This window comes from Martelella sp. FOR1707 (assembly GCF_053484265.1).
Map to the genome: position 1 here is coordinate 445312 of NZ_JBAKFP010000002.1, position 24350 is coordinate 469661.

Genomic DNA, 24350 nt, shown 5'->3' on the forward strand with positions numbered 1-24350 from the left:
GGTTTTGTCGCGCAACAGGAGCAAAACATGTCACAAAAGCCCGGAATTCTGGCCGATCGCGCGATCGCCAGCCTGTTTGAAAACGGAAATCTGATTGCGGCCGCGCCGCGCGACGACGACCAGATCCAGCCGGCAAGCCTCGATCTAAGACTTGGTGCCAAGGCCTATCGCGTGCGCGCGAGCTTTCTGCCGGGGCCCGGCCACCAGGTCGCCGACAAGCTGTCGCGACTTTCCCTGCACGAGATCGACCTCACCGAGGGCGCGGTGCTGGAGACCGGCTGCGTCTATATCGTGGAACTGATGGAGGCGCTGAAGCTTAAGGACGGGCTGTCGGCCTCGACCAACCCGAAAAGCTCCACCGGCCGCCTCGATATCTTCACCCGGGTGATCTCCGATTACGCCCAGGAATTCGATATCATCCCGGCCGGCTATGAGGGACCGCTCTATCTCGAAATCTCGCCGCGCACCTTTCCGGTGATCGTCCGGCAGGGGTCGCGGCTGTCGCAGATCCGCTTTCGCACGGGGCAATCCGTGCTCACCGAGTCCGCCCTTCTGGCGCTGCACGAGCGCGAAACGCTGGTGGCGAGCGAGATGCCGAATGTCTCCGGCGGCGGGATCGCGCTGTCGATCGATCTGGCGGGCGAGGGGCTGGTTGGCTATCGCGGCAAGCACCATACCGGCGTGATCGATGTCGACCGCAAGGCCGGTTACGACGTGCTGGATTTCTGGGAGCCGATCCATGGGCGCGGCAAGGGCGAACTGATCCTCGATCCCGACGAATTCTACATTCTGGTCTCGCGCGAGGCCGTTCACGTGCCGCCGCTTTGCGCCGCCGAGATGACGCCGTTCGATCCGCTGGTGGGCGAGTTCCGGGTGCATTATGCCGGCTTCTTCGATCCAGGCTTCGGCCATGCGGGCGCAGGCGGCAAGGGTGCGCGGGCGGTGCTGGAGGTGCGCAGCCACGAGGTGCCGTTCATCCTCGAACACGGCCAGATCGTCGGCCGGCTGATCTATGAGAACATGCTGGAAATGCCCGAGACGCTTTATGGCGCGGGTCTCGGCTCAAACTATCAGGCGCAGGGCCTGAAGCTTTCCAAGCATTTCAGGGCCGACTGACCGGCCAACTCTGCGTTGCGGGGGGCCTTGCGGGCGGGCTCAGTAGAGCCGCGGCATGACGCCGGTCAGGATCAGGCGCTGCAGGAAGAACACGATCAACAGCACGATCACCGGCGAGATGTCGATCCCGCCGAGATTGGGCAGGAAGTTGCGGATCGGCCGGTAGACCGGTTCGGTGACCGCATAGAGCCCGCGACCGATCGAGTTGATGAAGGGGCTGTGCGCATTGATGATGTTGAAAGCGTAGAGCCAGGAGAAGATAGCGCTGGCGATGATCACCCACTTATAGATTTCAAGTGCGTAGTAAATCGTCTCGAACAGCGCGATCATGAAGGACTCCCGTTTTTTCCTTGCAAACATTTAGACATTCAATTCTAAACGAGCAAGGGGCGGCGGGTTTTGTCCGGTATTTATTGCCGGTTGCGCCCTCAGCGCATTGTGTCTCCCGAAAGCTTATCCAAGATGACCCTGTCCCCCTCCGGCGCCCGCTTCGATGCCTTCCGCCACAAAGGCTATTCGCTTTATTTCTTCTCGCGGTTTCTCGGCACGTTCGCGGTTCAGATCGTTTCCGTTGCTGTCGGCTGGCAGATGTATGACGAGACCGGCAACGCCTTCTATCTCGGTCTCATCGGTCTGTTCCAGTTTCTGCCGGCGCTGCTTCTGACGCTGGTGACCGGCACGGTCGCCGACCGCTACAACCGCCGGATGATTGCCGCGATCTGCTTTGCGGTGGCCACCGCCTGCGCCGCTTGCCTTCTGGCGATCACCGTGCTTGGCCTGTTTTCGCCCTGGCCGGTGTTCGCGCTACTGGCGGTGTTCGGCACGGAACGCGCCTTTTCCGGCCCGGCACTGCAGTCGCTCGCACCCAACCTTGTGCCCGAAAAGGATCTCGCCAACGCGATCGCCTGGAACTCCTCGTCCTGGCAGATCGCCTCGATCGTCGGCCCGGTCGCGGGCGGCCTGCTTTACGGCGGCGGCGCGACGCTTGCCTATTCCACCGCGCTTGCGCTCTTCGCCGCGGCCACGGTGTTGATGATGACCGTGCCGAAGCCGAGCCAGCGCCGCCCCACAAGCGCGGTCACGCTCAACACCATTCTCGCGGGCTTTCGCTTCATCACATCCGAAAAGGTCGTGCTCGGGGCAATCTCGCTCGATCTGTTCGTGGTGCTTTTGGGGGGCGCGGTGGCGCTGATGCCGGTCTTCGCCCGCGACGTTCTGGATCTCGGCCCGTGGGGGCTCGGCCTGCTGCGGGCCGCGCCGGGCTTCGGCGGCGTGCTGGTCGCGCTGCTGCTTGCCAGCGTGCCGATCCGCCACCATGCCGGCTATTACATGTTTGCCGGCGTGGCGATTTTCGGCCTTTCCACCGTGGTCTTCGGCCTGTCCGAAAGCGCCTGGATTTCGATCGCCGCACTTGCCGTCATGGGCGGGGCCGACATGATCTCGGTCTATGTCCGCGAAACGCTAATCGCGCTTTGGACGCCGGACGAGCTGCGCGGCCGCGTCAACGCCGTCAACATGGTGTTCGTCGGGGCCTCAAACGAACTCGGCGAGTTTCGCGCCGGCACCATGGCCCATGTCATCGGCGCCGTGCCGGCGGTGGTCTTCGGCGGGGTTGGGTCGCTGGCGGTCGCTGTGGCATGGGCGATGACCTTCACCAAGCTCAGGAAGGTCGACAGCCTGGAGACGCCCGAGCACCTGGTTGGCGAATCGAATCAGCCCTAAAGCGATTGCGCCGGCATGCGCTCGAAAACGATGTCGAGGAATTCGCTGAGCCAGGCCTTCAGCGCCCGGTCATGCAGCATCCGGCCTTCGAGGTGAAGGTGGCCCGCCTGCGCCTGGGGCAGCGAGAACCGGCTGGCGCCGTGCACCACCCATCTTTGCATCATCGCGCGGGTCAGTTCGGCGTGAAACTGCACGGCATAAGCCTTCTCGCCATAGCGGAAGGCCTGGTTCGGGTAGAGGTCGCCGCTGGCCAGCAGTTCGGCGCCATGCGGCAGCTCAAATCCCTCGCGGTGGAACTGATAGACCATGGACGGCCATTTCATCATCAGCCGGCCGTGCTCAGTCGCGTGCAGCGGATACCAGCCGATCTCGACCGAGCCGTCGCTGTTGCTCTGGACCTTGCCGCCGAGATGGCGGGCCAGCATCTGCGCGCCGAGGCAAATGCCGAGATAGGGACGGTTTTCCTTGAGCGGAACCGAGAGCCAGTCGATCTCGCGCCGGACATAGTCCTCATTGTCATTGGCGCTCATCGGGCCGCCGAACACCACCGCGCCTGCATGGGCGGCGAGCGTATCCGGTAGCTTGTCGCCAAGCGCGGGGCGGCGGATGTCGAGACGGAAACCCTTTTCGGTAAGCATCTGGCCAACGCGGCCGGGGGTCGAGCGTTCCTGGTGAAGGACGACCAGGATCGGCCGTGTCGGTTCAATCGTCACCGGGCAGTTCTCCATCGTCGACAACGGCCGCGCGCTTGAGCGCAGCCTGGCGCTCCAGCACCCGCTCGCGGCCCGAAACCCCGATCAGTTCGGAAATCCGCCAGACGACATTGTCCTCCATCTCGCTGCGGCTGCCATCGGCATAGGCGATATCCCACAACAGTCCGATGAGGCGCACGCGCTGGTCCTCATCGAGATGGCGCTTGACGTCGGAGGTGAAGCGATAGAAATCGACAGCCTCGTTGCCGGCTTCCTCGCCGGCGGAAATCAGCTCTTCCAGCCCGGCGCCGTGTAGATCGTACTGGCTTTCGATCAGTTCCCGAAGCCTGTTGCGTTCGCTGTCGCTGATGACGCCGTCGGCCTCCATCACCTGATAACAGAGCGCCACCACGGCCACGCGAGCATCATCGGGCCGGGCCTCGCCCCTGGGAGCGTCGCTGCCGATGTCCTGGAGAAACCTGCTGATCTTTTCTAACATTCTCGGAGATTCGCCTTGTTCATTGCGCCATCATGACCCGCCCGGGCCGCTACGCCAATAGATCACTTAACATCAGTCAATCAAATTACGGTTACGACACATGAGCGGACCGGATCAGAAAAACAGGCGTTTCTTCGCGGCCGGCGGCGTTTCGTCGTCATCATCGCTATCGTCAATACCCGGATCGTCCGGCGTGCGTCCGCCAAAGGGCTTCAACGGGGCGTTGGCGTCATCGTCCTCTTCCACGCTGCCCTCGGCGGGTTTCGGCGGAATGTCTTCCGAGCGGGCCTCCACCACGAGCGGCTTTTCCTCCGGCGCGACCTTCGCTTCATCAGTTTTGATCGCGGATGCGCCGGGAGCGGGGTCCATGATCACGGGCCGGACCGTTTCCGTTTTCGGGGGCTCATTCTTGCTTTCGTCCTCGGCGGGGGCCGCAGATTCGGGGGCTTGCGCCGTCTCGGCCTCGGCTTCAGGCTTGGTGTCCTCCTGGAAAATCGGAACGTCGTCCGCGGGCGTTTCCGGTTCCGCCCGGCTTCCGCCTACAGGGGGAAGGCTCCTCAAGGCCTCGTCGAGCCGCGAGGCGCTGCCCTCCTCGATCGGACCGGCGATTTCGCCATAGGGCACCTTCCATGAGAAGGCGTCGAGCTGACCGGTTGCCGGCGAGAACGGCCGCCAGTATTCGGAGACCAGACCATCGGCGACCCAAGTCGGGTCGCGCTCGGAGCGGAGCGCCTGCGCCATCCAGTGGCGCACGCGACCCTGGTCGACGGTTTCGGCCTCCTCGATATCGGCGAGCAGCAGGAAGGCGCTTTCGCGCGGCTGCATGCGCGCCGCGGCTTCCGCCTTTTCGCGGGCCTTTTCGAATTCGCGGGCGTCGAGTGCTGCGCGCGCGACAACCATCAGCGAGACCCAGTTGTTGGGCTTCAGACCCTCCAGCTTTTCGGCCCGCTTCAGCCTGTCGACGGCGCTGTCGCCGCCGCGGGCGCGCACGTAAAGCGCGCCGGTCTGCGGGTGGGGCTCCTTCTTCCACACCATCTCCAGAACGCCGGCGGATTTCCTGAGATTGCCCTGCGCCAGATAGGCCTTGGCGGCGATGATCGCGGCGGGGTGGAAATCGTCGCGCAGCTTCAGCGCCTGCAGCGCATCGGCGGCCGCCGCCTTCGGGTCGGTATCGAGCCTGCTTTCGGCGCGCGCGGTCAGCACCACCGATTTCAGCCTCGCCGATTCGTCCTTGTCGGTCACCTTGGCGGAGCGCTGCTGGTCCAGAAGGCGGATCGCGTCGTCCCAGCGGCCCTGGCGGGCGCGCGCTTCCAGCGTCGCCTTGGCGGCCCAGGCGAGATAGGGCGCCTTGTCGGCGGCCTGCTCGGCAAAATGCTGGGCGGCCTCATCGGCGCCGACGCGCTTGGCCTCAAGATAGAGACCGCGCAGACCGAGTTCGGCGGTTTCCGGATCCTCCGACATCGCCTCAAACAGCCGCCGCGCCTTGTCGTAATTGCCTTCGGTCAGCGCAACCTGCGCATCGAGCACGTGGATGAGCGGCTCCTGATCGGCGCTCAGAAGCGCATGGGCGCGCGTGCTCATCTTGCGCGCCTGCACCAGATTGCCGGCGCCGACGGCAATCAGCCCGGTCGAGATCGCCTGATAGCCGCGGTCGCGCTTGCGGGCGCGGAAATAGCGGGTGACGCTTTTCGGCGAGGTCCAAATCGCGCTGATCAGCCACCACACGATCATCACCACGAAGATGAGGGCGATCAGCAGCGCGAGCGCGGTGGTCAGCGGGGTTTCGAACATCTGGCCCTGCCAGACGAGCGTCAACTCGCCAGGCCGGTCGGCAAACCAGGAAAAGCCGAGCGCGAAGGCAAGAACGATGATCGCGAAAATCAAGAGCCTGATCATATCCTACCTCCTCAATTGCCGGACGGCGTAACGGGCGCGCCGGCGGTGGCGCCGAGCGCGCTTGAAAGCGTGGTGGAGACGAGATCATCGGCCTCGATCCGCGCCTTCAGCCCGTCGGCAAATTTCTGTGAGGCCTGCTTTGCGGCGTCAGGTAGTGTTTCCCACTCGCTTTCCGCCGTCTTCAGGTCGCCCTTGCTCAGCGCGTTTTCGATGCGCGCGACGATCGCCGGCACGGTGTCGCCCTCGACATCGCCGACGGGACGCACGCTGACGAGGCCTTTGGCGCTGTCGACAAGACGGTTGAAGATATTGCCCTCCGGCGGCGGCGGTTCGGCGGCCGCGATAATGGCGTCGGCGGCGTCGGAGAATTCGTCGGCGAGTTCCTCGCGGGTCGGGATTCCGCTTGTCGCGAGCGCCTTCAGCTTGGAGAGATCGGCGTTTTCCGGCGCTACCTCGGCATAGGTCGCAAGCTCGGTCGCGAAACTGTCGCCCCGGTCGATCGCCGATTTCAGCGCGGCGGCGGCGATGGCGCGGGCAACGGCCAGATCCTTGCCGGGCGTGTTCACCTTGGCTTCCAGAGCCGAAAGCTTCTGCTGGATTGCCTGCTGGTCGGAGCTCAGGCTGGATTTCAGGTCGTTAAAGGCCGATTGCAGGTTCTTGACCGCACCGACATCGTTCTGCTGCGTGCTCTGGATGGAGCTTACCTGTTGTTTGAGCGAGGCAATGTCCTCGCCCGAGCCTTTGGAGCTCTGGACCTGCTGTTTCAGGGCATCAAGCTGTGACTGCAATTCCGATGAGCCGTCATTGGCCTTGAGAGTGGCGAGTTCCTGGCGCAGCGAAGCAATCTCGTCATTGATCTTGCCGCCTACGCCCCCGCCCAGCATGCCCGCCGACGACAACGTGTATGCGCCGGCGAGTGCAATCACGGCGCCGGCGACGCCGGCCAGAAGCACCGGGCCGAAGCCGGGGCCTTTGCGGAGCGGCGGGGACGATGCCGGGGGCTCCGGCGGCGGTGGGCTGTCTGCCTTTTCGTCGACGGTCTCTCCATCGGCGCGCTCTTCATCGCCGAGGCTCGCCGCCTGTGAAATTTCCTTGTCCTGATGCTCCTCATGGCGCTTGATCGCCGCGGCGACATCGGCCATGGCGGTTTCAACGGCAGCATCATCGGTCTTGGGCGGGAGCGGCCCGGTCGGGCCTTCCGGCGCCGTGTCTTCTGCTGTCGCGTCGTTTTTCTTGTCGTTTTTCGAAGACGGCGTATCCGAAACCATGGCTACCTCTTTTTCGCTTCCCGACCATAGGGTAGTGGCCGAGGGGTATTAAGAAAAGGCTTTTGTTGAAGACTTGTTCCCCGCCGCGCCCGGTCTTTCTGGCGAAACCGTCAGGGCAGCAGCGCAAGCAGGCTTTTCTCGGTCGTCCTGTCGGCGATGCGCACGTGATCGGCCAGCTCCGCCGGCACGGCATGCGCGACATTGGCCGAAAGGCACAAAAGGGCCGGCGGCTCGTCGCGTTTCGCGAGTGCCCTGCCAGCGCCGAGCGCGAAGAAGCGGGCGGCCGTCATGTGGGAATAGAATAAGATCGCATCGGCCGCTCCGACCAAAGCGTCGACTTCCTTCGCATCATAGTTCAGCGGCTCCATTGCATAGATGGTGACGGTCTCGAACGGCACGTGCAGGGCCTCGAGCCTGCGCTCCAATAAGGGCGCGCGCGGCGAGCCGGCCAGATAGAGAAGAGGGGCGCGCACGAACAGCGATGGTTCGGCGGCGATCGCCTCGGCAAGCCGCTCGCCATTGCCCTGGCCGGTGAAAACGCGCGTGAAGCCGGCGTCCCTGGCTCTACCGGCGGTCTCGGTTCCGACAGCGAAGACCGGTCGGTCGATCATCTCGCGGGCGTCGCGCTTCGCCTCGATCCCGTGCAGGGCCTCGGTGCTGGTGACCGCAAGCGCCGCCCAGCTTTCACGCGCGATTGCCTCCCTGGCTTCGTCCACATGGTGCACGGTCTTAAACAGCGGCATCGAAACCGGCTGATGGCCCATGGCGGAAAGCAATGCGCCGGTCTTCTCAGCCTTGTTTTGCGGACGGGTTACCAGAACGCGCATCGCAAACCTCAGACCCAGTCCTCGAAAAAGCGCGGGCCGGCGCGACCGCGCAGGGTTTCGCCGGCCGCGCGGCCGAGCGCCTCGGCCTCGGCACGCGTTCCTTCAACGGCAATGTCGTGGGCCTGCCGCCCGTCCGGCGTCAGGATCAGGCCGGAAAAACGGATCGTTTCGCCATCGAGCAGGGCATGGCCCGCGATCGGCGTGCGGCAGGAGCCGTCGAGGGCCGCCAGAAAACCGCGCTCGCAGGCGACGGCATCATAGGTGTCACGGTCGTTGATCGGGGCGAGCAGGGCCGATATCCGTTCGTCGCTCTCTCGCTGCTCAATGCAGATCGCGCCCTGGGCCGGGGCAGGAATAAATTCCTTCGGGTCGAGAACCTCGGTCGCCACATGCCGCATGCCGAGCCGCGTCAGGCCGGCATAGGCGAGGAAGGTGCCGTCGACGGCGCCATCGGCGAGCTTCTGCAGCCGCGTCTGTACCGAACCGCGGAAGATCACCACTTCGATATCGGGCCGCAGCCGGCGAATCAGCGCCTGGCGTCTGAGCGAGGCGGAGCCGACGATCGCGCCCGCCGGCAGATCGGCGAGGTTTTTCACGGTGCGGCCGATGAAGGCATCGCGCGGGTCGGCGCGCGGCAGAAAGGTGGAAAGCGTCAGCCCTTCAGGCAGCGCCGTCGGCATGTCCTTGGAAGAATGCACGGCGAAATCGAGCGCGCCGGAAAGCAGTTGTTCCTCGATCTCCTCGGTGAAAAGCCCCTTGCCGCCGATCGCCGCCAGCGCGCGATCGGTGATCCGGTCGCCCTTGGTGGAGAGCACTACGATCTCGAACATCTCCTCCGGCAGGCCATGGGCGGCCATCAGCCGGTCGCGGGTTTCATGCGCCTGGGCCAGCGCCAGCGGGCTGCCGCGCGTTCCGATCCTGTAAGGTTTCGTTTGCATCCTGCGTCCACCATTGTTACCGGGTGTCTCGTAAACCGGATTGCGCCCTGCCGCAAACAATCGCGATGAAAAAACAGACACTCTTTCTCGGCATCGAATCGAGCTGCGACGAAACCGCCGCCGCCATCGTGGCGATGGATGAGGATGGTCGCGGCGAAATCATCGCCGATCTGGTGCTGAGCCAATTGGAAGAACACGCGGCCTTCGGCGGCGTGGTGCCGGAGATCGCGGCCCGCGCGCATGTCGAGGCGATGGACGGGTTGATCGCCGGCGCGCTTGCAGAAGCGGGGCTGGGCTTTGCCGATCTCGACGGCATTGCCGCGACAATCGGTCCCGGGCTGATCGGCGGGCTGATCACCGGCGCGATGAGCGGCAAGGCAATCGCCTATGCTGCGGGCAAGCCGTTCTACGGCATCAATCACCTCGAAGGCCATGCGCTGACCGCGCGGCTGACCGATGGCGTCGCCTTTCCCTTCCTGATGCTGTTGGTCTCGGGCGGCCATACCCAGATCGTGCTGGTGAAGGGCGTGGGCGAATACGAGCGCTGGGGTTCGACCATCGACGACGCGCTGGGCGAGGCCTTCGACAAGACGGCGAAGCTTCTGGGCCTCGGTTATCCGGGCGGGCCGGCGGTGGAGAAGGCGGCTGCGACCGGCGATCCGCGGCGGGTGAAACTGCCGCGACCGATGAAGGGCGAGGACCGGCTGGATTTCTCCTTTTCCGGGCTTAAGACGGCGGTGCGTCAGGCGGCACAGGCACTGGCGCCGGTGAGCGGGCAGGATATCGCCGATATCTGCGCCGCTTTCCAGCTTGCCGTCACCGATACGCTGGAAGACAGGATCGCCCGCGCGCTTCAGCGCTTCAGGGCCGAAGGTCTCGCTGCCGATAATCAGCCCGCGCTGGTGGTGGCGGGCGGCGTTGCCGCTAATGGCGCGATCCGGGCGATGCTGACAGGGCTTTGTGAGAAACAAGGCTTTGCCTTCGTCGCGCCACCCTTGCGGCTGTGCACGGATAACGCGGTGATGATCGCCTGGGCGGGGCTGGAGCGTCGGCGCGCCGGATTTGATCCGGACGATATGGAAATTTCGGTGCGCTCGCGCTTTCCGCTGGACGGCAATGCGGCGGCGCTGATCGGCAGCGGCAGAAGAGGGGTCAAGGCATGACCAGAAACACAGTCGTCATCGGCTCCGGTGCATTCGGCACGGCGCTTGCCGCCGTTTTTGCCCATGAGGGCGAGGACGCCGTCACGCTGCTCGGCCGGGATGCCGGGCTGATCGGCATACTGAAAACGACCCGACGGCATCAGGCAGCGCTTCCCGGCATCACTCTGCCGCAAGCCCTTGCGTTCACGATCGATCCGTCGGTGCTCGAAACGGCCGATATCGTGGTATTGGCAATGCCGGCACAGGCCCAGCGTGCGGCGGCGCTCTACTACGGCCCCTATCTCAATCCCGATGCGGTGATTGTCTCCGCCGCCAAGGGCATCGACCGCGCCAGCGGCCGGCTGATCACCGAGGTCCTGAACGAGACGCTTCCGAACCATCCCGCCGGCGCGCTGTCCGGTCCCGGCTTCGCCGTCGATCTCGCCGCCGGCAAGCCGATCGCCATGGTGCTCGCCTTCGCAAATGGAGAGCGGGCCAAGGAAACCGCGACAGTTCTTTCCGGCCGGACCTTCCGGCTCTATGCCTCGGGCGATCCCGTCGGCGTGCAGATTGGTGGGGCGCTGAAGAATGTGCTGGCGATTGCCTGCGGCATCGTCGAGGGCGCGGATCTCGGCGAATCCGCCCGCGCGGCATTGATTTCGCGCGGACTTGCCGAAATGTCGCGGCTGGCTGTCGCCATGGGCGGCGAACCGGAAACCGTGCGCGGTCTTTCAGGCCTCGGCGATTTGGTGCTGACCGGCACCTCGCGCCAGTCGCGCAATTTCCGCTATGGCGTGGCGCTCGCCGAGGGTAATTTCGAGAGCGTCAATGCAGCGCTCGTCGAGGGCGTCTACAGCGCCTCCGTTGCCAGCGAGCTTGCCGCAAGCCATGGCGTCGAGATGCCGATATCGAGCGCTGTCGCCCGCGTGCTCGAGGGCAAGCTCGGCATTCCGCAGGCGCTGGAGGAACTGATGAGCCGGCCGATCACGACCGAATGAAGGAGAAGACCATGCTTTACGCCGTCTTGTGCAAGGACAAGCCCGATCACCTCCATATCCGTATGGAAAACCGCCCGCGTCATCTCGAATGGCTCGACGGGCTCAACGCGGCCGGCACGCTGAAGATCGCCGGTCCGTTTCTTGACGGCGACGACAAGCCCTGCGGCTCGATGCTGCTCATCGAAGCCGACACCCAGGCGGGCGCGGAGGCGATCGCGGCCGAGGACCCTTATGGCAAGGCCGGCCTGTTCGAAAAGGTCGAGGTCAAGCCCTACAAGTGGCTCTACAATAATCCGGAGGCATGAAGCATGGCCTATTGGCTGTTCAAATCCGAGCCGTTCAAATTCTCCTGGCAGATGCTGAAAGACAAGGGCGCGGCCGGGGAAGAATGGGACGGCGTGCGCAATTATCAGGCGCGCAACAACATGCGGGCGATGGAAATCGGCGACAAGGGCTTCTTCTACCACTCCAATGAGGGGCTGGAGGTCGTCGGCATCTGCGAGGTCTGCGCGCTCGCCCATCATGACAGCACCACCGATGACCCGCGCTGGGAATGCGTCGATATCCGCGCGGTCGAGGACATGCCCAAGCCGGTGACGCTGAAGGATGTGAAGGCCAATCCCAAGCTTGCCGACATGTCGCTCGTCACCTCCATGCGGCTCTCCGTTCAGCCGGTAAAGGAAGACGAGTGGCTGGAAGTCTGCCGCATGGGCGGGATGGACGTCTGAGAGGCGGGAAAAGCAAACGGGAGATGTTTTGATGATCTGGAAGCTGATGATTCTGGTGATCTTTGCGGTCGGCTACATCTGGCCGGTCACGATCATCCTGAAACGTATGGGCTATTCACCTTGGTGGGCGCTGCTGACCGTGGTCTCTCCGCTGAACATGATTGGCCTGTGGGTGCTGGCCCGCGCCCGCTGGCCCCGCGTCGAGGAAAAGCTTTAGGTCCCACACAGCCTGCCATGTCTATCGTCTAAAGTGCGCAAAGGGCACTTGACGCTTCGCGCCCGGCCCATCACTCTCCCTTTGGCTGCGGGACGCGGGAGGAACTGGACGTCCGGCGGCGCTATACGGCGGTTTCGGACCAGCCGGCAGGTGGAAAACCTTCCGACAGGGCGAGTTTCGCCGTGAGGTCAATTCGGCCGACATGCGCCTTCGCGCAGGCCGTAGAGGGAAGGAAAGCGAAATGACGATACTGCTTGCCGTGATTGTCTGCGGCCTTTTGTCGATCGTATACGCCCTGTGGGCGATCCGCTCGGTCATGGTCGCCGATCAGGGAACCCCGCGCATGAAGGAAATCGCGGGCTATATCCGGGAAGGGGCGCAGGCCTATCTGACGCGCCAATACACCACGATCGCCATTGTCGGCGTGGTCGTCTTCATTCTGGCCTGGCTGCTGCTCTCGCTGACGGCGGCAATCGGCTTCGTCATCGGCGCGGTGCTTTCGGGCGCGGCCGGCTTCATCGGCATGCATGTCTCCGTGCGCGCCAATGTGCGCACCGCCCAGGCGGCGTCCTACAGCCTGGCGTCGGGCCTCGATATCGCCTTCAAGTCCGGCGCGATCACCGGCATGCTGGTGGCCGGTCTCGCGCTGCTCGGCGTCTCCGTCTACTACTATATCCTGACCGCCATTCTCGGCCACGCGCCGGATGACCGTCATGTCATCGACGCGCTGGTCGCGCTCGGCTTCGGCGCTTCGCTGATATCCGTGTTCGCGCGTCTTGGCGGCGGCATCTTCACCAAGGGCGCCGATGTCGGCGGCGATCTGGTCGGCAAGGTCGAGGCCGGCATTCCGGAGGACGACCCGCGCAACCCGGCAACCATTGCCGATAATGTCGGCGACAATGTCGGCGACTGCGCCGGCATGGCGGCGGACCTGTTCGAGACCTACGCCGTCTCGGTGGTCGCGACCATGGTGCTCGGCGCGATCTTCTTCGGCGGCGCGTCGGTGCTTGCCGATGTCATGCTGCTGCCGCTTGCCATCTGCGGCGTCTGCATCCTGACGTCGATTGTCGGCACCTTCTTCGTCAAGCTCGGCACCAATGGCTCGATCATGGGCGCGCTCTATCGCGGCCTGATCGTGACCGGCCTGCTGTCGATCGTCGGCATCGGCCTTGCTGTCTGGGCGACCATCGGTTTCGGCTCGATCGGTGAGGTCGCGGGCCGCAACATTACCGGTCTGGCGCTGTTCATCTGCGGCATTGTCGGCCTTATCGTCACGGCGCTGATCGTGGTGATCACCGAGTATTATACCGGCACGGGCAAGCGCCCGGTGACCTCGATCGCCCAGGCCTCGGTCTCCGGCCATGGCACCAATGTCATCCAGGGGCTTGCGGTCTCGCTCGAGGCGACCGCGCTGCCGGCGCTGGTGATCTGCGGCGGCATCATCGTCACCTATCAGCTTGCCGGCCTGTTCGGCACCGGGATCGCGGTGACCGCCATGCTCGGCCTTGCCGGCATGATCGTCGCGCTCGACGCCTTTGGCCCGGTCACGGATAACGCCGGGGGCATCGCCGAGATGTCCGGTCTGCCGCCGGAAGTGCGCAAATCCACCGATGCGCTCGATGCCGTCGGCAATACCACCAAGGCGGTCACCAAGGGCTATGCGATCGGCTCGGCCGGTCTCGGCGCGCTGGTGCTGTTTGCGGCCTATTCGAACGATCTGGCCTTCTTCGCGGCCAATGGCGATCAATATCCGTTCTACGCGGATATGGGCGATATCTCGTTCTCGCTGTCGAACCCCTATGTGGTCGCCGGCCTGATCTTCGGCGGGCTGATCCCCTACCTCTTCGGCGGCATCGCGATGACGGCCGTGGGCCGGGCGGCAAGTGCCGTGGTGGCCGAGGTGCGCCAGCAGTTCCGCGACAAGCCGGGCATTATGGGCGGCACGGAGAAGCCGGATTACGGCCGGGCCGTCGACATGCTGACCCGCGCCGCGATCCGCGAGATGATCGTGCCCTCGCTACTGCCGGTGCTGGCGCCGCTGGTGGTGTTCTTCGGCGTCTGGCTGATGTCGGGATCCAAGGCGTCGGCCTTTGCGGCCCTCGGCGCATCGCTCCTCGGCGTGATCGTCAACGGGCTGTTCGTCGCGATCTCGATGACGTCTGGCGGCGGTGCATGGGACAATGCTAAGAAGAGCTTCGAGGACGGCTTCGTCGATGCCGACGGCGTGACCCACGAAAAGGGCTCGGAAGCGCATAAGGCGTCTGTCACCGGCGATACCGTCGGCGATCCCTACAAGGACACCGCTGGCCCCGCCGTCAACCCGGCGATCAAGATCACCAACATCATGGCACTGCTGCTGCTGGCGGTGTTGGCTTAGGGGCCATTCCCCGGCTTCGGCCGGGGGCGTTTTTCGAGTTCGCCGAGTCCAAGGAAAAAAGAGGAATTGCATGAAAAGACTTTTGGTGACCGCTCTCGGCCTTGGCCTTCTTGCGGGTTGTCAGTCGACGCAGGAAGCAAATGAATTTGCTGTGGCCCAGACGGCGCTGGCCGGCAGCAAGGCCATGCAGAGGGAAGTTTCAAAAGAGTGCGTCAACGAGATGAAGGCGCTCAGCGTCGAAGACATACGCATGATTGCGGTCGTGCTCGACACGACCAAGTCCAAGGCTCTGCCCCTGCTGTGCTCGCGCATCGTGACCGGCATGGCCAATGGTGACCTGACCTACCAGGATTACAAGGCCGCTCAGCGTGGACAGCTTTCGCCGAAGGTCGTACGGGTGATGCAGGGCACGAACTGAGCGCCTGCGAAAATCGCTGCTCAAATGAAATGGCAGGCCCGGGGCCTGCCATTTGTGTTTGTGGATTAGGGCCCGACCACACCGGCATTGTTGCCGGCGCCGAAGAAGTCGCGGGCGGCGCTGCCGCCGGTGCCCTGCAGGATCTGCTGGATGAAGGTGATGTCCTTGCCGCCGGTCGGCGTCGTTTCGGTCGCCATGTCGATGACATTGCCGTCCTGCAGCGTGTAGCGGCCGATGCGCTCGACGCGGCCATTGCCGTCGAAATAGACAGCCAGGATTTCCTGGTCGACGAGGCGCGGCTTCTGGAAGGTGAAGCGCTTTTCCTTCTTCTGCGAGATATAGAAGAACACCTCGTTGTCGAAGGTCGCGGTGGTCGAGGGCTCGCCAAGCGTCAGAATAACCTGCTCGCGGCTGGAGCCGACCTTGACGAGCTGCAGCATCTGCTCGTCGACGACATAGCCCTGGTAATAGACGTTCTTGCTGCCGATGACATCGCTGGTCGAGCAGCCTGCAACCAGAAGGGTGACGGCGACAAGGGCACCGGCGGCTGCCGGTCGGGCCGGCCTCAGATCAAATTTCACACCGTGCGTCTTCAACATACACTCCCTGGCAGGTCTCGGCGCCGGTCGGGCGAACCCGCCGGCTGATTGTTTTCATCTTTCGCCAGCTTCAGGCAATGCCTGTTGCCGGCGACGATTCCCGGTTGCGGCCAGCCCCCGCGCAAACTACCATTGTCCATGGTTGGTTCAGGGGACTGCAGCCATCTTCGGTCGGCTCGTCATCGAGCTTCGCGTTTTCCAGTGTAACTGGATAAACCAGCTTGGGTCCGGATGCAATTGCATCGGGCGGGTGCGATGCCATGGAATTTTTGTAGAGAGAGTGGGACGACCTTGGGACTATTCAGCAGAAGACGCGGCAACCGTCAGGTGGTGGAGCGCCAGTATGGCGTGATCACGACGACGGCGCGCCAGCCGTGTTTTTATACCGATTACAACGTGCCGGACACGGTGATGGGTCGTTTCGAGATGCTGTCATCGGTGATGATCCTGTTCCTGTGGCGCACCGCGAAGTCCTCCGACAGCGGCAAGCAGCTCTCGCAGGAGGTGGTCGACGCCTTCTTTCTCGACATCGACTACTCCATCCGCGAACTGGGCGTCGGCGACAATTCCGTGCCGAAGCGGATGAAGAAGCTCGCCGGCATGTTCTACGGCCGGCTGGAGCGCTATGTGCGCTGCCTCCAGGATCGCGATCTCGGCCAGCTCGCGATCGCGCTTTCGCAGAATTTCCACGGGGTCGACTCCGAGCCGGTCGACATGGCGGAACTCGCGCGCTGGATGCTGGCCAATGCCGATCATCTCGGGCGCATGGACGAGGTCATGGTCGAAACCGGCATGGTGAGTTTTCTGGTGCCGGAAAGCACGGAGGTTGCCCGTGGCTGAAGAAAACGCCGAAGACAGAAAGCTGCCCTTCTCACGGCCGTTCGCCGTCGCCCGCGCCTCATCCGCCGCCTTCGACATGCGTGTGGAGGCCGCTGAGGCGGAGCGCGCGGCGACAGCGGATTTCCTCGATATCCGCTCTGTCGAAAGCCTTACGGCGGATCTGAGAATTTCCCCGTGGCGGCGCGATGGCGTCCGGGTCAAAGGCACGGTCAGGGCCGAGATCACCCAGAACTGCGTGGTCACGCTCGAGCCGCTGGAGGCGACGATCGAGGAGGAGGTGGATGCCACTTTCCTTCCGGAAAATTCCCGCCAGTTTCATAGCAAGTTCAACGAGGAAGGCGAGCTGATCGTCGATCCAGACGGTCCGGATGAGCCGGAGCCGTTCGCCGGAAGCGAGGTCGATATCGCCGCCTTGGTGATCGAGACGATCGGCCTTGCGATCGATCCCTATCCGCGCAAGCCCGGTGCCGCCTTGCCGGAGGATTCGGCCGAAGGGGATGACACGGAAGATGACGCCGCGCCGTCTCCCTTTGCCGCGCTGAAGGACTGGAAAAACAAATCCGAATAGATTTTTGCTGATTGGCGGGGTGGCTGCAAGCGGTGGAAACTGATGTTTTTCAACCGGCCTAGTTGTCTCGGGAAGCAAAAAGGGTATTTTGGCCCGGCTCCGCCGATGCACGTGTAAACAGGGACCTGGAACGTTTGATTAGAATTTCCATTGATGTCATGGGGGGAGATGTCGGGCCGGAAGTCGCGATTGGCGGCGCTGCCCAGTCGCTGATGCGGCATCCCGATATCAGCTTTCTCCTCTACGGCAGGAAGGACGCGATCGAACCGCTTCTCGCAGGCTATCCGAAGCTTGCCGAGCGGGCTGAGGTTATCGATTGCGAAGTCACCGTCGAGATGGATGAGAAGCCGAGCCAGGCGCTCAGGCGCGGCCGCAATGTCTCCAGCATGTGGCGCGCGATCGACGCGGTCAAGGAAGGCCGGTCCGATGCGGCTGTCTCCGCCGGCAATACCGGTGCGCTGATGGCGATGGCGATGTTCTGTCTGAAAACCATGCCGGCGATCGACCGCCCGGCGATCGCCGGCATCTGGCCGACGCTGAGGGGCGAGAGCATCGTGCTCGATATCGGCGCCACGATCGGCGCCGATGCCAAGCAATTGCTCGATTTCGCGCTGATGGGCGGGGCGATGGCCCGCGCGCTTTTCGAGATCAAGAAGCCCACGGTCGGCCTCGTCAATGTCGGCGTCGAGGAGGTCAAGGGCGTCGAACAGGTCAAGGAAGCCGGCAAACTGTTGCGCGAGGCCGATATCGACAATCTCGAATATGCCGGCTTCGTCGAGGGCGACGATCTCGGGCGCGGAACCGTGGACGTGTTCGTGGTCGAGGGTTTCACCGGCAATATTGCGCTGAAGACGGCGGAGGGCACCGCCCGCCAGATCGCCGAATATCTGCGCTCTGCGATGTCGCGCACCTGGATGACCCGGCTTGGCTATGTGCTCGCCCGCGGCGCGTTCCAGATGCTGCGCGACAAGCTCGACCCGCGCAAGGTCAATGGCGGCGTGTTCCTCGGGCTGAACGGCATCGTCATCAAGAGCCATGGCGGCACGGATGCGGAAGGCTATGCCTCGGCGATCGACGTGGCCTACGATATGGTTCACAACGGCTTGCAGGCCAAGATTCAGCATGATCTGAACGAGTATCACGCCCGTAACGAATCACCGATGGGTCCGGAAGCGGCCTGAGGCCGGCAATACCGGATAAACGCAGCCCTGCTGCTGCCAATAAGGAAAAGAAACATGACCCGTTCAGTCGTTTGCGGTTTCGGTAAAGCCCTGCCCAGACGCGTCGTGACCAACGAGGAGCTTCAGAAGCTTGTCGATACCTCCGATAGCTGGATCCAGCAGCGCACCGGCATAAAGCAGCGCTATATCGCGGGCGAGGGCGAGACCACGGCTTCGCTTGGCGAGGCCGCCGCGCGCGAAGCCCTTGCCAATGCCGGGCTGACGCCCGATGACATCGATCTCATCGTGGTCGCGACCTCCACGCCCGACAACACCTTCCCGGCCACCGCCGTCAATATCCAGCATCGCCTTGGAATGAACCACGGCTTCGCCTTCGACATGCAGGCGGTCTGCTCGGGCTTCGTCTACGCGGTGACGACGGCGGACAATTTCATCCGCGCGGGGCGGGCGAAGCGTGTGCTGGTGATCGGCGCCGAGACCTTCTCGCGTCTTCTCGACTGGACCGACCGCACCACCTGCGTGCTGTTCGGCGACGGCGCCGGCGCGATCATCCTTGAGGCGACCGACGACGCGGCGGCGGGCGATCGCGGCATCATCGCCGCCAGCCTGCGCTCCGATGGCGCGCATTGCGAAAAGCTCTATGTCGATGGCGGCGTATCGACGACCGGCGATATCGGCCATCTGCGCATGCAGGGGCGCGAGGTCTTCAAGCATGCCGTCGGCATGATCACCGACGTGATCGAGGCCGCCTTCGACGAGGCCGGCATCGCCGCCGACGAACTCGACTGGCTGGTGCCGCATCAGGCCAATCGCCGCATCATCGAGGGGTCGGCCAAAAAGCTCGGCATCCCGATGGAAAAGGTCGTGGTCACGGTCGACCAGCACGCCAATACCTCGGCGGCCTCGATCCCGCTGGCGCTGGCCGCTGCCGCCGGCGATGGCCGGATCAAGCGCGGCGACACTGTAATGCTGGAAGCCATGGGCGGCGGTTTCACCTGGGGCGCGGTGCTTTTGCGTTGGTAGCGGCGCTCATCGCGGATTCCGTCCCATCAGGCGCTTGACCGCCATGCCGGTCGGCAATAGTGTTCTGGGCGACGGGGAAATAGACAAAATCGGGATGCGGTAATGCCTGGCAAAACTGTGACGCGCGCGGACCTGGCCGAATCGGTTTTCCGCAAGGTGGGACTTTCGCGAACGGAATCCGCCGAACTGGTGGAAACCGTGATCGACGAAATCTGCGACGCGATCGTGCGCGGCGAAACGGTCAAGCTCTCTTCCTTCGCGACCTTCCAGGTGCGCGACAAGAACGAGCGCATCGGCCGCAACCCGAAGACCGGCGAGGAAGTGCCGATCTCGCCCCGCCGCGTGATGACCTTCAAGGCGTCCAACGTGCTGAAGCAGAAGATCCTCAAGTCGCATCTGATGCGCCGCAACAAGGCCGAGAAGGCCGCCGCCAAGTCGGCTGGCTGATCCGTCCCCTGCCAATTTTCGATTCCGCCTTGTCATCGCGGCGCGTTCGCGATGAAATAGCCGCGATTCGATAGTGTTTTCGCGCGTCTGGACGGGAAACCCACCGCCACTTTTTCTTGACGCGTTTTAACGGGGAGCGTTTGACTGGCATGGACAAAAGTCCCGAGGCGTTTCGCACCATTTCCGAGGTTGCCGAAGAACTGGAACTGCCCCAGCACGTGCTCCGGTTCTGGGAAACGCGCTTTACCCAGGTCAAGCCGATGAAACGCGGCGGCGGGCGGCGCTATTACCGGCCCGAGGATATCGAGCTCCTGAAGGGCATCCGCCATCTCCTCTATGATCACGGCTACACCATCAAGGGCGTTCAGAAGCTTCTGAAAAGCAACGGCAATCGCTTTGTCACCGCGGTCGGCAGCGGCGACGCCGAACTGATCGAGGCGCTTGCGCCCCAGCCGGAGGCCCGCAAGGAGGATCAGCATTCGATCTTCGACGATGACCAGGTCGTCGGTCGGCCCAAGAAGGCAAGCGGCAAGAGCTTCTTCCGGCGCGCCAAGGAAGGCGAGGGCGATGTCGATCCCGCGTTTGGCCTTGCGCGTTCCGACGACGCGATGCTGAAGGAAGTGCTTTCCGACCTTCTGGAATGCAAGCGGCTTCTCGATCAGGTTCGATAGGCGCTGGCAAAAACATGCCGGTTTGATCGACGTCATCCAAATATCGCGTTTTTCGTGTAGCGATCCTTTCGTACACGCATATTGCCAAACCGCCTGCGTTCTGTTTCCACTTATGGTGGCGAGACCGTGCGGTTTCGCAAACGCCCTTGCTGGAGTTGGACGATGGCAGATGAAGCGGCAGGAACGGACCTCGAAAACGCGCCGGTCGACGCGGTTGTTGAAAAGCTGAAAACCGATATTGCGTCGGGGCTTTCCGAAGACGAGGCCGCCAGGCGGCTTGCGACCTACGGCCCGAACGCGCTGCCGGAGGAGAAGACCAGTCTGGCGCGGCAGATCCTACGGCACTTCGTCGGACCTATCGCCTTCATGATCGAGGCTGCCGCCCTGGTCTCGCTTCTGCTCGGCGATAGGGGCGATTTCGTCATCATTTTCGGCCTGCTGCTCTTCAATGCGGGCCTCGAATTCTATCAGGACAGCAAGGCCACCAATGCGCTTGCCGCGCTGAAGAACTCGCTCGCCCCGCAGGCAAGCGCGGTGCGCGGCGGCGTGGTCAAGACGGTGGATGCCGCGACGCTGGTGCCCGGCGATATCGTCAATATTCATCTCGGCGGCATCGTGCCGGCCGATATCAGGTTGGTCTCCGGCGATTATGCCTCGATCGATCAGGCCGCGCTGACGGGCGAATCGCTGCCGGTTACCAAGAAGGTCGGCGATCTCGCCTATTCCGGCAGCGTGGTGAAGCAGGGCGAGATGGCCGGCGTGGTGATCGCTACCGGCGGCAACACGTTCTTTGGCCGCACGGCCAAGCTCGTCGCCGGAGCCGGAGCGGTCAGCCAGGCGCAGAAGGCGATGTTCCACATCGGCAATTTCCTGATCGTGCTTGCCGTGGTCCTGGCGCTGATCATGGTCGCCGTTCAGGTCTATGTCGACATCGTGAAGGCCGATAATTGGGGCCTTGCCGATGCGTTGGCGATCCTGCAATTCGTGCTGGTGCTGCTGGTTGCCTCGATCCCGGTCGCCATGCCCGCCGTGTTTTCGATCACCATGGCGCTCGGCGCGCTGGCGCTGTCGAAGGAAAAGGCGATCGTCTCGCGCCTGTCCTCGATCGACGAAATGGCCGGGGCCGATATCCTGTGCTCCGACAAGACCGGCACGCTGACCAAGAATATCCTGACGCTCGGCGATCCGATTCCGCTCGATGGCGCTGATCCCGCCGAGATCGTGCTGGCTGGCGCGCTCGCCTCGCGTTCCGAGGATAGCGATGCGATCGACGGCGCGGTGATTGCGGCGCTGCCGGACAAGGCCGTGCTTGGGCAATACCGGCTTTCGCGGTTCACGCCGTTCGACCCGGTTTCGAAACGCACGGAGGCTGCCGTTGCCGGGCCGGATGGCACGGCGTTCCTGGTCTCCAAGGGCGCGCCGCATGCGATCGTGGCGCTTTGCGGTGGGCAGAATGCAAGGGCGGTCGATACCCATGTGGCGACGCTGGGCGAGAAAGGCTATCGCGCGCTCGCAGTGGCGCGCTCGGATGATGACGGCGAGCATTGGCGGTTGCTTGGCATTCTGCCGATGTACGATCCGCCGCGCGACGATTCCAAACAGACCATCGACAATGTCCGCGCCAAGGGCGTGACGGTGAAGATGATCACCGGCGACGATACCGCGATTGCACGAGAGACCGCCCGCCAACTGGGCCTCGGCACCAATATTCTCACCGCGGCGGATGTGTTCCCCAAGGACATGGATCCCGACAACGTTCCGGGGCCGATCGCCAACCGCATCCTGACCGCAGACGGCTTCGCGCGCGTCTTCCCCGAGCACAAATACGCCATCGTCAAGACGTTCCAGAAGAACGGCCATCTGGTGGCGATGACCGGGGATGGGGTCAATGACGCGCCGGCGTTGAAACAGGCCGATTGCGGGATCGCGGTCTCGGGTGCAACCGATGCCGCGCGCAGCGCCGCGGCGCTGATTCTCACCGCCCCCGGCCTTTCGGTGATCGAAAACGCGATCGACGAGGCCCGGCGGATTTTCGGGCGGATCACCAGCTACACCGTCTATCGCGTTGCGCTGACCATGACGATCATGTTCCTGGTGGTGCTGTCGACGATCTTCCTCGGTTTCCAGCCGCTGACGCCGATCATGATCGTGCTGATGTCGCTGCTTGACGATATCCCGATCATGACGGTCGCCTATGACAATACCACCGTTTCGGATCAGCCGATCCGCTGGCGAATGCCGCATCTGTTGACGGTCGCGGCTGTTCTGGGCTTTGCCTCGATCGTGCAGTCCTTCGGGCTGTTGCTGATGGGCATGGAGGTGATGTCGGAGCCGGCGCGCTGGCCGGGACTTGGCATAACGGACACTGCGCATCTGCAATCGATGATGTTCCTGCAGCTTGTCGCCGGCGGCCACCTGCTGTTGCTGGTCGCGCGCAAGGAAAACTGGTTCACAAAAAGGCCCTATCCGGCGGCGCCCTTGCTGATCGCGATGGTCGCCACGCAGCTCGTGGCGGTGCTGATGTGCGGTTTCGGCATTCTGGTCCCGCAAATCCCGTGGCTGGTGATCGGTCTCGTCTGGGTCTACCTCATCGCCTGGCTGTTCGTGCTCGGGCTGGTGCGGATCGGCATCGATCATGTGCTCGAAAACCGCAGCGCGCGCCGGGCGATGTCGATCGATGTGATGAACGAGCGCCTGTTCCGGTAGTGACAATTTAATGCCGTTTTTGCCGCTCGTGCGTTAGGTTTGAAGAAAGCGCAGAGCAGGGGAGTATGTCATGGATTTTCGCAAGAAGCTTGCCATCGAGCCGGGCAGCACGGTTTCGCTTGCCGATATCGATCCGCACCAGGACGGCGGTATCGAGAGCAAGGAGGAGGGCAAGGAGAAGCTTTCCGGGATACTGGACGAAATCACGCCGCTGCAGGAAATGCTCTATGCGGAAAAGAAGCATGCGCTGCTGATCGTGCTGCAGGGCATTGACGCGGCTGGCAAGGACGGGGTCTGCTGGCACGTGATCCGCGCCATGAACCCGCAGGGCACATATGTCGCGAGCTTCAAGCAGCCGACGGAGGTCGAGAAGGCGCATGATTTTCTCTGGCGCGTGCACCAGCGCGTGCCGGCTATGGGCCAGGTGGCGGTCTTCAACCGCTCGCATTACGAGGACGTTCTGGTGGCTCGCGTGCACAATCTGGTTTCCAAGCAGGAATGGTCGAAGCGGTATCACCAGATCAACAATTTCGAGGAATTTCTGACCGAAAACGGCGTCACCATCGTCAAGTTCTTCCTCTATATCTCGAAGGATGAGCAGCTCGAGCGGTTCGAGAAGCGGTTGGAGGACAAGGACCGGCAGTGGAAGATTTCCGCCTCGGATTACGCTGAGCGCGATCGCTGGGACGAGTATATCGAGGCCTATGAGGCCATGCTTTCCCATTGTTCCACGGCCCATGCGCCCTGGTATGTGATCCCCGCCAACCGCAAGTGGTTCCGCAATCTGGCGGCCGCTGACATCATTCACCGCGCGATGCTAGATATGCAGATTGAAAGCCCGCGGCCGACGGTGGATATCAATGAGATTTATCGTCGCTATCATCACGCCGTGCGCGAGCAGTGAATGGCCGGACTGGTCCCAACGCTGGTTGGAAGCGCAATTTCCTCTCTCGCCTGAAAAATCATCCAAGGATAAAATAGATTTATCGCAATTTATTCTTGGATAGATGACGGCGATATCAAAGTAATATTATTAGTTTATTTTGTTATAGTGTTAACTTATATGTAAGTATTGTGATATATTCCGGATATAGCGCTATTTATATTGAATAAAAAGCGGAGGTGTGTTTTAATTTACTTATTGTGACGGCTTCAGGAGAGCCGATATGCGTCTTTTTCGGTGCGGGAATTGCAGGCATCGCCTTCGCTATGGCGGAGTGGTCTGCTCGGTATGTTACACGCCAACTCCGTTTGCCAACAGGAAGTGGTTTTTGCTGACCTTCATCGTCGCAATGACCGGCCTGATCTCCTCTGTCTTCCCCTTTCTTTCATCGACATTCGGCGCAGGCCTGGACGCTATCCAGCCCGTACCTCTCTTCTGGCAAACCACGGCTGTCTGAAAACCTGTCGCGGTTTTTGTGCGCAAACCCGGTTTTGCCTCTTGCGCCTGCCTGAGCGAAAGTCTAAAGGGGACGGG

Annotated in this window: 26 protein-coding genes; 18 read left to right on the forward strand and 8 right to left on the reverse strand. The window is 63.0% G+C overall.

Going from position 1 to position 24350, the window contains the following annotated elements:
- The first annotated feature begins 27 nt into the window (after positions 1–27).
- On the forward strand, positions 28–1116 hold the full coding sequence (locus V6765_RS05905) for a 2'-deoxycytidine 5'-triphosphate deaminase (RefSeq protein WP_448427216.1): 1089 nt from the start codon (positions 28–30) through the stop codon (positions 1114–1116).
- Between the two features lie 39 nt (positions 1117–1155).
- Here V6765_RS05905 and V6765_RS05910 read toward each other — a convergent pair whose 3' ends face one another.
- Entirely contained in the window at positions 1156–1446 is a 291-nt protein-coding gene (locus V6765_RS05910) for a YggT family protein (RefSeq protein ID WP_018062808.1), read from the reverse strand.
- Positions 1447–1578: 132 nt separating this feature from the next.
- Between V6765_RS05910 and V6765_RS05915 the strand changes: the two genes are divergently transcribed.
- A complete protein-coding gene (locus V6765_RS05915; protein WP_448427217.1) occupies positions 1579–2838 on the forward strand; it encodes an MFS transporter in 1260 nt (419 codons plus the stop codon).
- On the opposite strand, the gene V6765_RS05920 is transcribed toward V6765_RS05915, so the two are convergent.
- The 6 genes from V6765_RS05920 to hemC all read right to left on the reverse strand — a co-directional run bounded on the left by V6765_RS05920 (position 2835) and on the right by hemC (position 8958).
- A complete protein-coding gene (locus V6765_RS05920; protein ID WP_448427583.1) occupies positions 2835–3566 on the reverse strand; it encodes a glutamine amidotransferase in 732 nt (243 codons plus the stop codon). The genes V6765_RS05915 and V6765_RS05920 overlap by 4 nt on opposite strands.
- Positions 3541–4029 carry a tellurite resistance TerB family protein gene (locus tag V6765_RS05925; RefSeq protein ID WP_448427218.1) on the reverse strand — a complete coding sequence of 163 codons (489 nt, stop codon included), beginning with the start codon at positions 4027–4029 and terminating at the stop codon, positions 3541–3543. Before V6765_RS05925 ends, V6765_RS05920 begins: the two co-directional genes overlap by 26 nt.
- Before the next feature lie 114 nt (positions 4030–4143).
- Positions 4144–5925, reverse strand: a complete 1782-nt coding sequence (locus tag V6765_RS05930) for a heme biosynthesis HemY N-terminal domain-containing protein (protein ID WP_448427219.1) — start codon at positions 5923–5925, stop codon at positions 4144–4146.
- A gap of 11 nt (positions 5926–5936) precedes the next feature.
- Entirely contained in the window at positions 5937–7193 is a 1257-nt protein-coding gene (locus V6765_RS05935) for a COG4223 family protein (protein WP_448427220.1), read from the reverse strand.
- A gap of 110 nt (positions 7194–7303) precedes the next feature.
- On the reverse strand, positions 7304–8020 hold the full coding sequence (locus tag V6765_RS05940) for a uroporphyrinogen-III synthase (protein WP_448427221.1): 717 nt from the start codon (positions 8018–8020) through the stop codon (positions 7304–7306).
- A gap of 8 nt (positions 8021–8028) precedes the next feature.
- Positions 8029–8958, reverse strand: coding sequence for a hydroxymethylbilane synthase (gene hemC, locus V6765_RS05945; protein ID WP_448427222.1), 930 nt, complete (start codon positions 8956–8958; stop codon positions 8029–8031).
- A gap of 65 nt (positions 8959–9023) precedes the next feature.
- Between hemC and tsaD the strand changes: the two genes are divergently transcribed.
- The 7 genes from tsaD to V6765_RS05980 all read left to right on the forward strand — a co-directional run bounded on the left by tsaD (position 9024) and on the right by V6765_RS05980 (position 14838).
- Positions 9024–10121, forward strand: coding sequence for a tRNA (adenosine(37)-N6)-threonylcarbamoyltransferase complex transferase subunit TsaD (tsaD, locus tag V6765_RS05950; RefSeq protein ID WP_448427223.1), 1098 nt, complete (start codon positions 9024–9026; stop codon positions 10119–10121).
- The gene (locus V6765_RS05955; protein ID WP_448427224.1) at positions 10118–11098 is read left to right on the forward strand and encodes an NAD(P)H-dependent glycerol-3-phosphate dehydrogenase; all 981 of its coding nucleotides are present in this window, start codon (positions 10118–10120) and stop codon (positions 11096–11098) included. The genes tsaD and V6765_RS05955 overlap by 4 nt, the downstream gene beginning before the upstream one ends.
- 11 nt (positions 11099–11109) lie before the next feature.
- The gene (locus V6765_RS05960) at positions 11110–11403 is read left to right on the forward strand and encodes a YciI-like protein (RefSeq protein WP_448427225.1); all 294 of its coding nucleotides are present in this window, start codon (positions 11110–11112) and stop codon (positions 11401–11403) included.
- A 3-nt stretch (positions 11404–11406) separates the two neighbouring features.
- Positions 11407–11826 (forward strand): EVE domain-containing protein, encoded by a 420-nt coding sequence (locus V6765_RS05965; protein ID WP_018062797.1) that lies wholly within the window; start codon positions 11407–11409, stop codon positions 11824–11826.
- Positions 11827–11857: 31 nt separating this feature from the next.
- Positions 11858–12043 carry a hypothetical protein gene (locus V6765_RS05970; protein ID WP_448427226.1) on the forward strand — a complete coding sequence of 62 codons (186 nt, stop codon included), beginning with the start codon at positions 11858–11860 and terminating at the stop codon, positions 12041–12043.
- A 241-nt stretch (positions 12044–12284) separates the two neighbouring features.
- Positions 12285–14420, forward strand: coding sequence for a sodium-translocating pyrophosphatase (locus tag V6765_RS05975; protein WP_448427227.1), 2136 nt, complete (start codon positions 12285–12287; stop codon positions 14418–14420).
- A gap of 70 nt (positions 14421–14490) precedes the next feature.
- On the forward strand, positions 14491–14838 hold the full coding sequence (locus tag V6765_RS05980; RefSeq protein WP_448427228.1) for a hypothetical protein: 348 nt from the start codon (positions 14491–14493) through the stop codon (positions 14836–14838).
- 65 nt (positions 14839–14903) lie between these two features.
- Here the strand turns inward: V6765_RS05980 and V6765_RS05985 are convergent, their stop codons facing one another.
- Entirely contained in the window at positions 14904–15437 is a 534-nt protein-coding gene (locus tag V6765_RS05985; RefSeq protein WP_448427229.1) for an outer membrane protein assembly factor BamE, read from the reverse strand.
- A gap of 255 nt (positions 15438–15692) precedes the next feature.
- On the opposite strand from V6765_RS05985, the gene V6765_RS05990 reads away from it, so the two are divergent.
- From V6765_RS05990 to V6765_RS06030, 9 genes are all read left to right on the forward strand, one after another.
- Complete coding sequence (locus V6765_RS05990; RefSeq protein ID WP_448427230.1) at positions 15693–16277, forward strand: ubiquinol-cytochrome C chaperone family protein; 585 nt, start codon at positions 15693–15695, stop codon at positions 16275–16277.
- On the forward strand, positions 16270–16845 hold the full coding sequence (locus V6765_RS05995) for a YceD family protein (RefSeq protein ID WP_448427231.1): 576 nt from the start codon (positions 16270–16272) through the stop codon (positions 16843–16845). Before V6765_RS05990 ends, V6765_RS05995 begins: the two co-directional genes overlap by 8 nt.
- 134 nt (positions 16846–16979) lie before the next feature.
- Entirely contained in the window at positions 16980–18026 is a 1047-nt protein-coding gene (gene plsX, locus V6765_RS06000; protein WP_448427232.1) for a phosphate acyltransferase PlsX, read from the forward strand.
- Between the two features lie 54 nt (positions 18027–18080).
- On the forward strand, positions 18081–19049 hold the full coding sequence (locus tag V6765_RS06005) for a beta-ketoacyl-ACP synthase III (RefSeq protein ID WP_448427233.1): 969 nt from the start codon (positions 18081–18083) through the stop codon (positions 19047–19049).
- A gap of 102 nt (positions 19050–19151) precedes the next feature.
- Positions 19152–19496, forward strand: a complete 345-nt coding sequence (locus V6765_RS06010; protein ID WP_230721976.1) for an integration host factor subunit alpha — start codon at positions 19152–19154, stop codon at positions 19494–19496.
- Positions 19497–19645: 149 nt separating this feature from the next.
- Positions 19646–20167, forward strand: a complete 522-nt coding sequence (locus tag V6765_RS06015; RefSeq protein ID WP_018062787.1) for a MerR family transcriptional regulator — start codon at positions 19646–19648, stop codon at positions 20165–20167.
- A 162-nt stretch (positions 20168–20329) separates the two neighbouring features.
- A complete protein-coding gene (locus tag V6765_RS06020; RefSeq protein ID WP_448427234.1) occupies positions 20330–22873 on the forward strand; it encodes a plasma-membrane proton-efflux P-type ATPase in 2544 nt (847 codons plus the stop codon).
- Positions 22874–22943: 70 nt separating this feature from the next.
- Positions 22944–23777 carry a polyphosphate kinase 2 family protein gene (locus V6765_RS06025; protein WP_448427235.1) on the forward strand — a complete coding sequence of 278 codons (834 nt, stop codon included), beginning with the start codon at positions 22944–22946 and terminating at the stop codon, positions 23775–23777.
- Between the two features lie 367 nt (positions 23778–24144).
- Positions 24145–24273 carry a hypothetical protein gene (locus V6765_RS06030; RefSeq protein ID WP_448427236.1) on the forward strand — a complete coding sequence of 43 codons (129 nt, stop codon included), beginning with the start codon at positions 24145–24147 and terminating at the stop codon, positions 24271–24273.
- Positions 24274–24350: the final 77 nt, after the last annotated feature.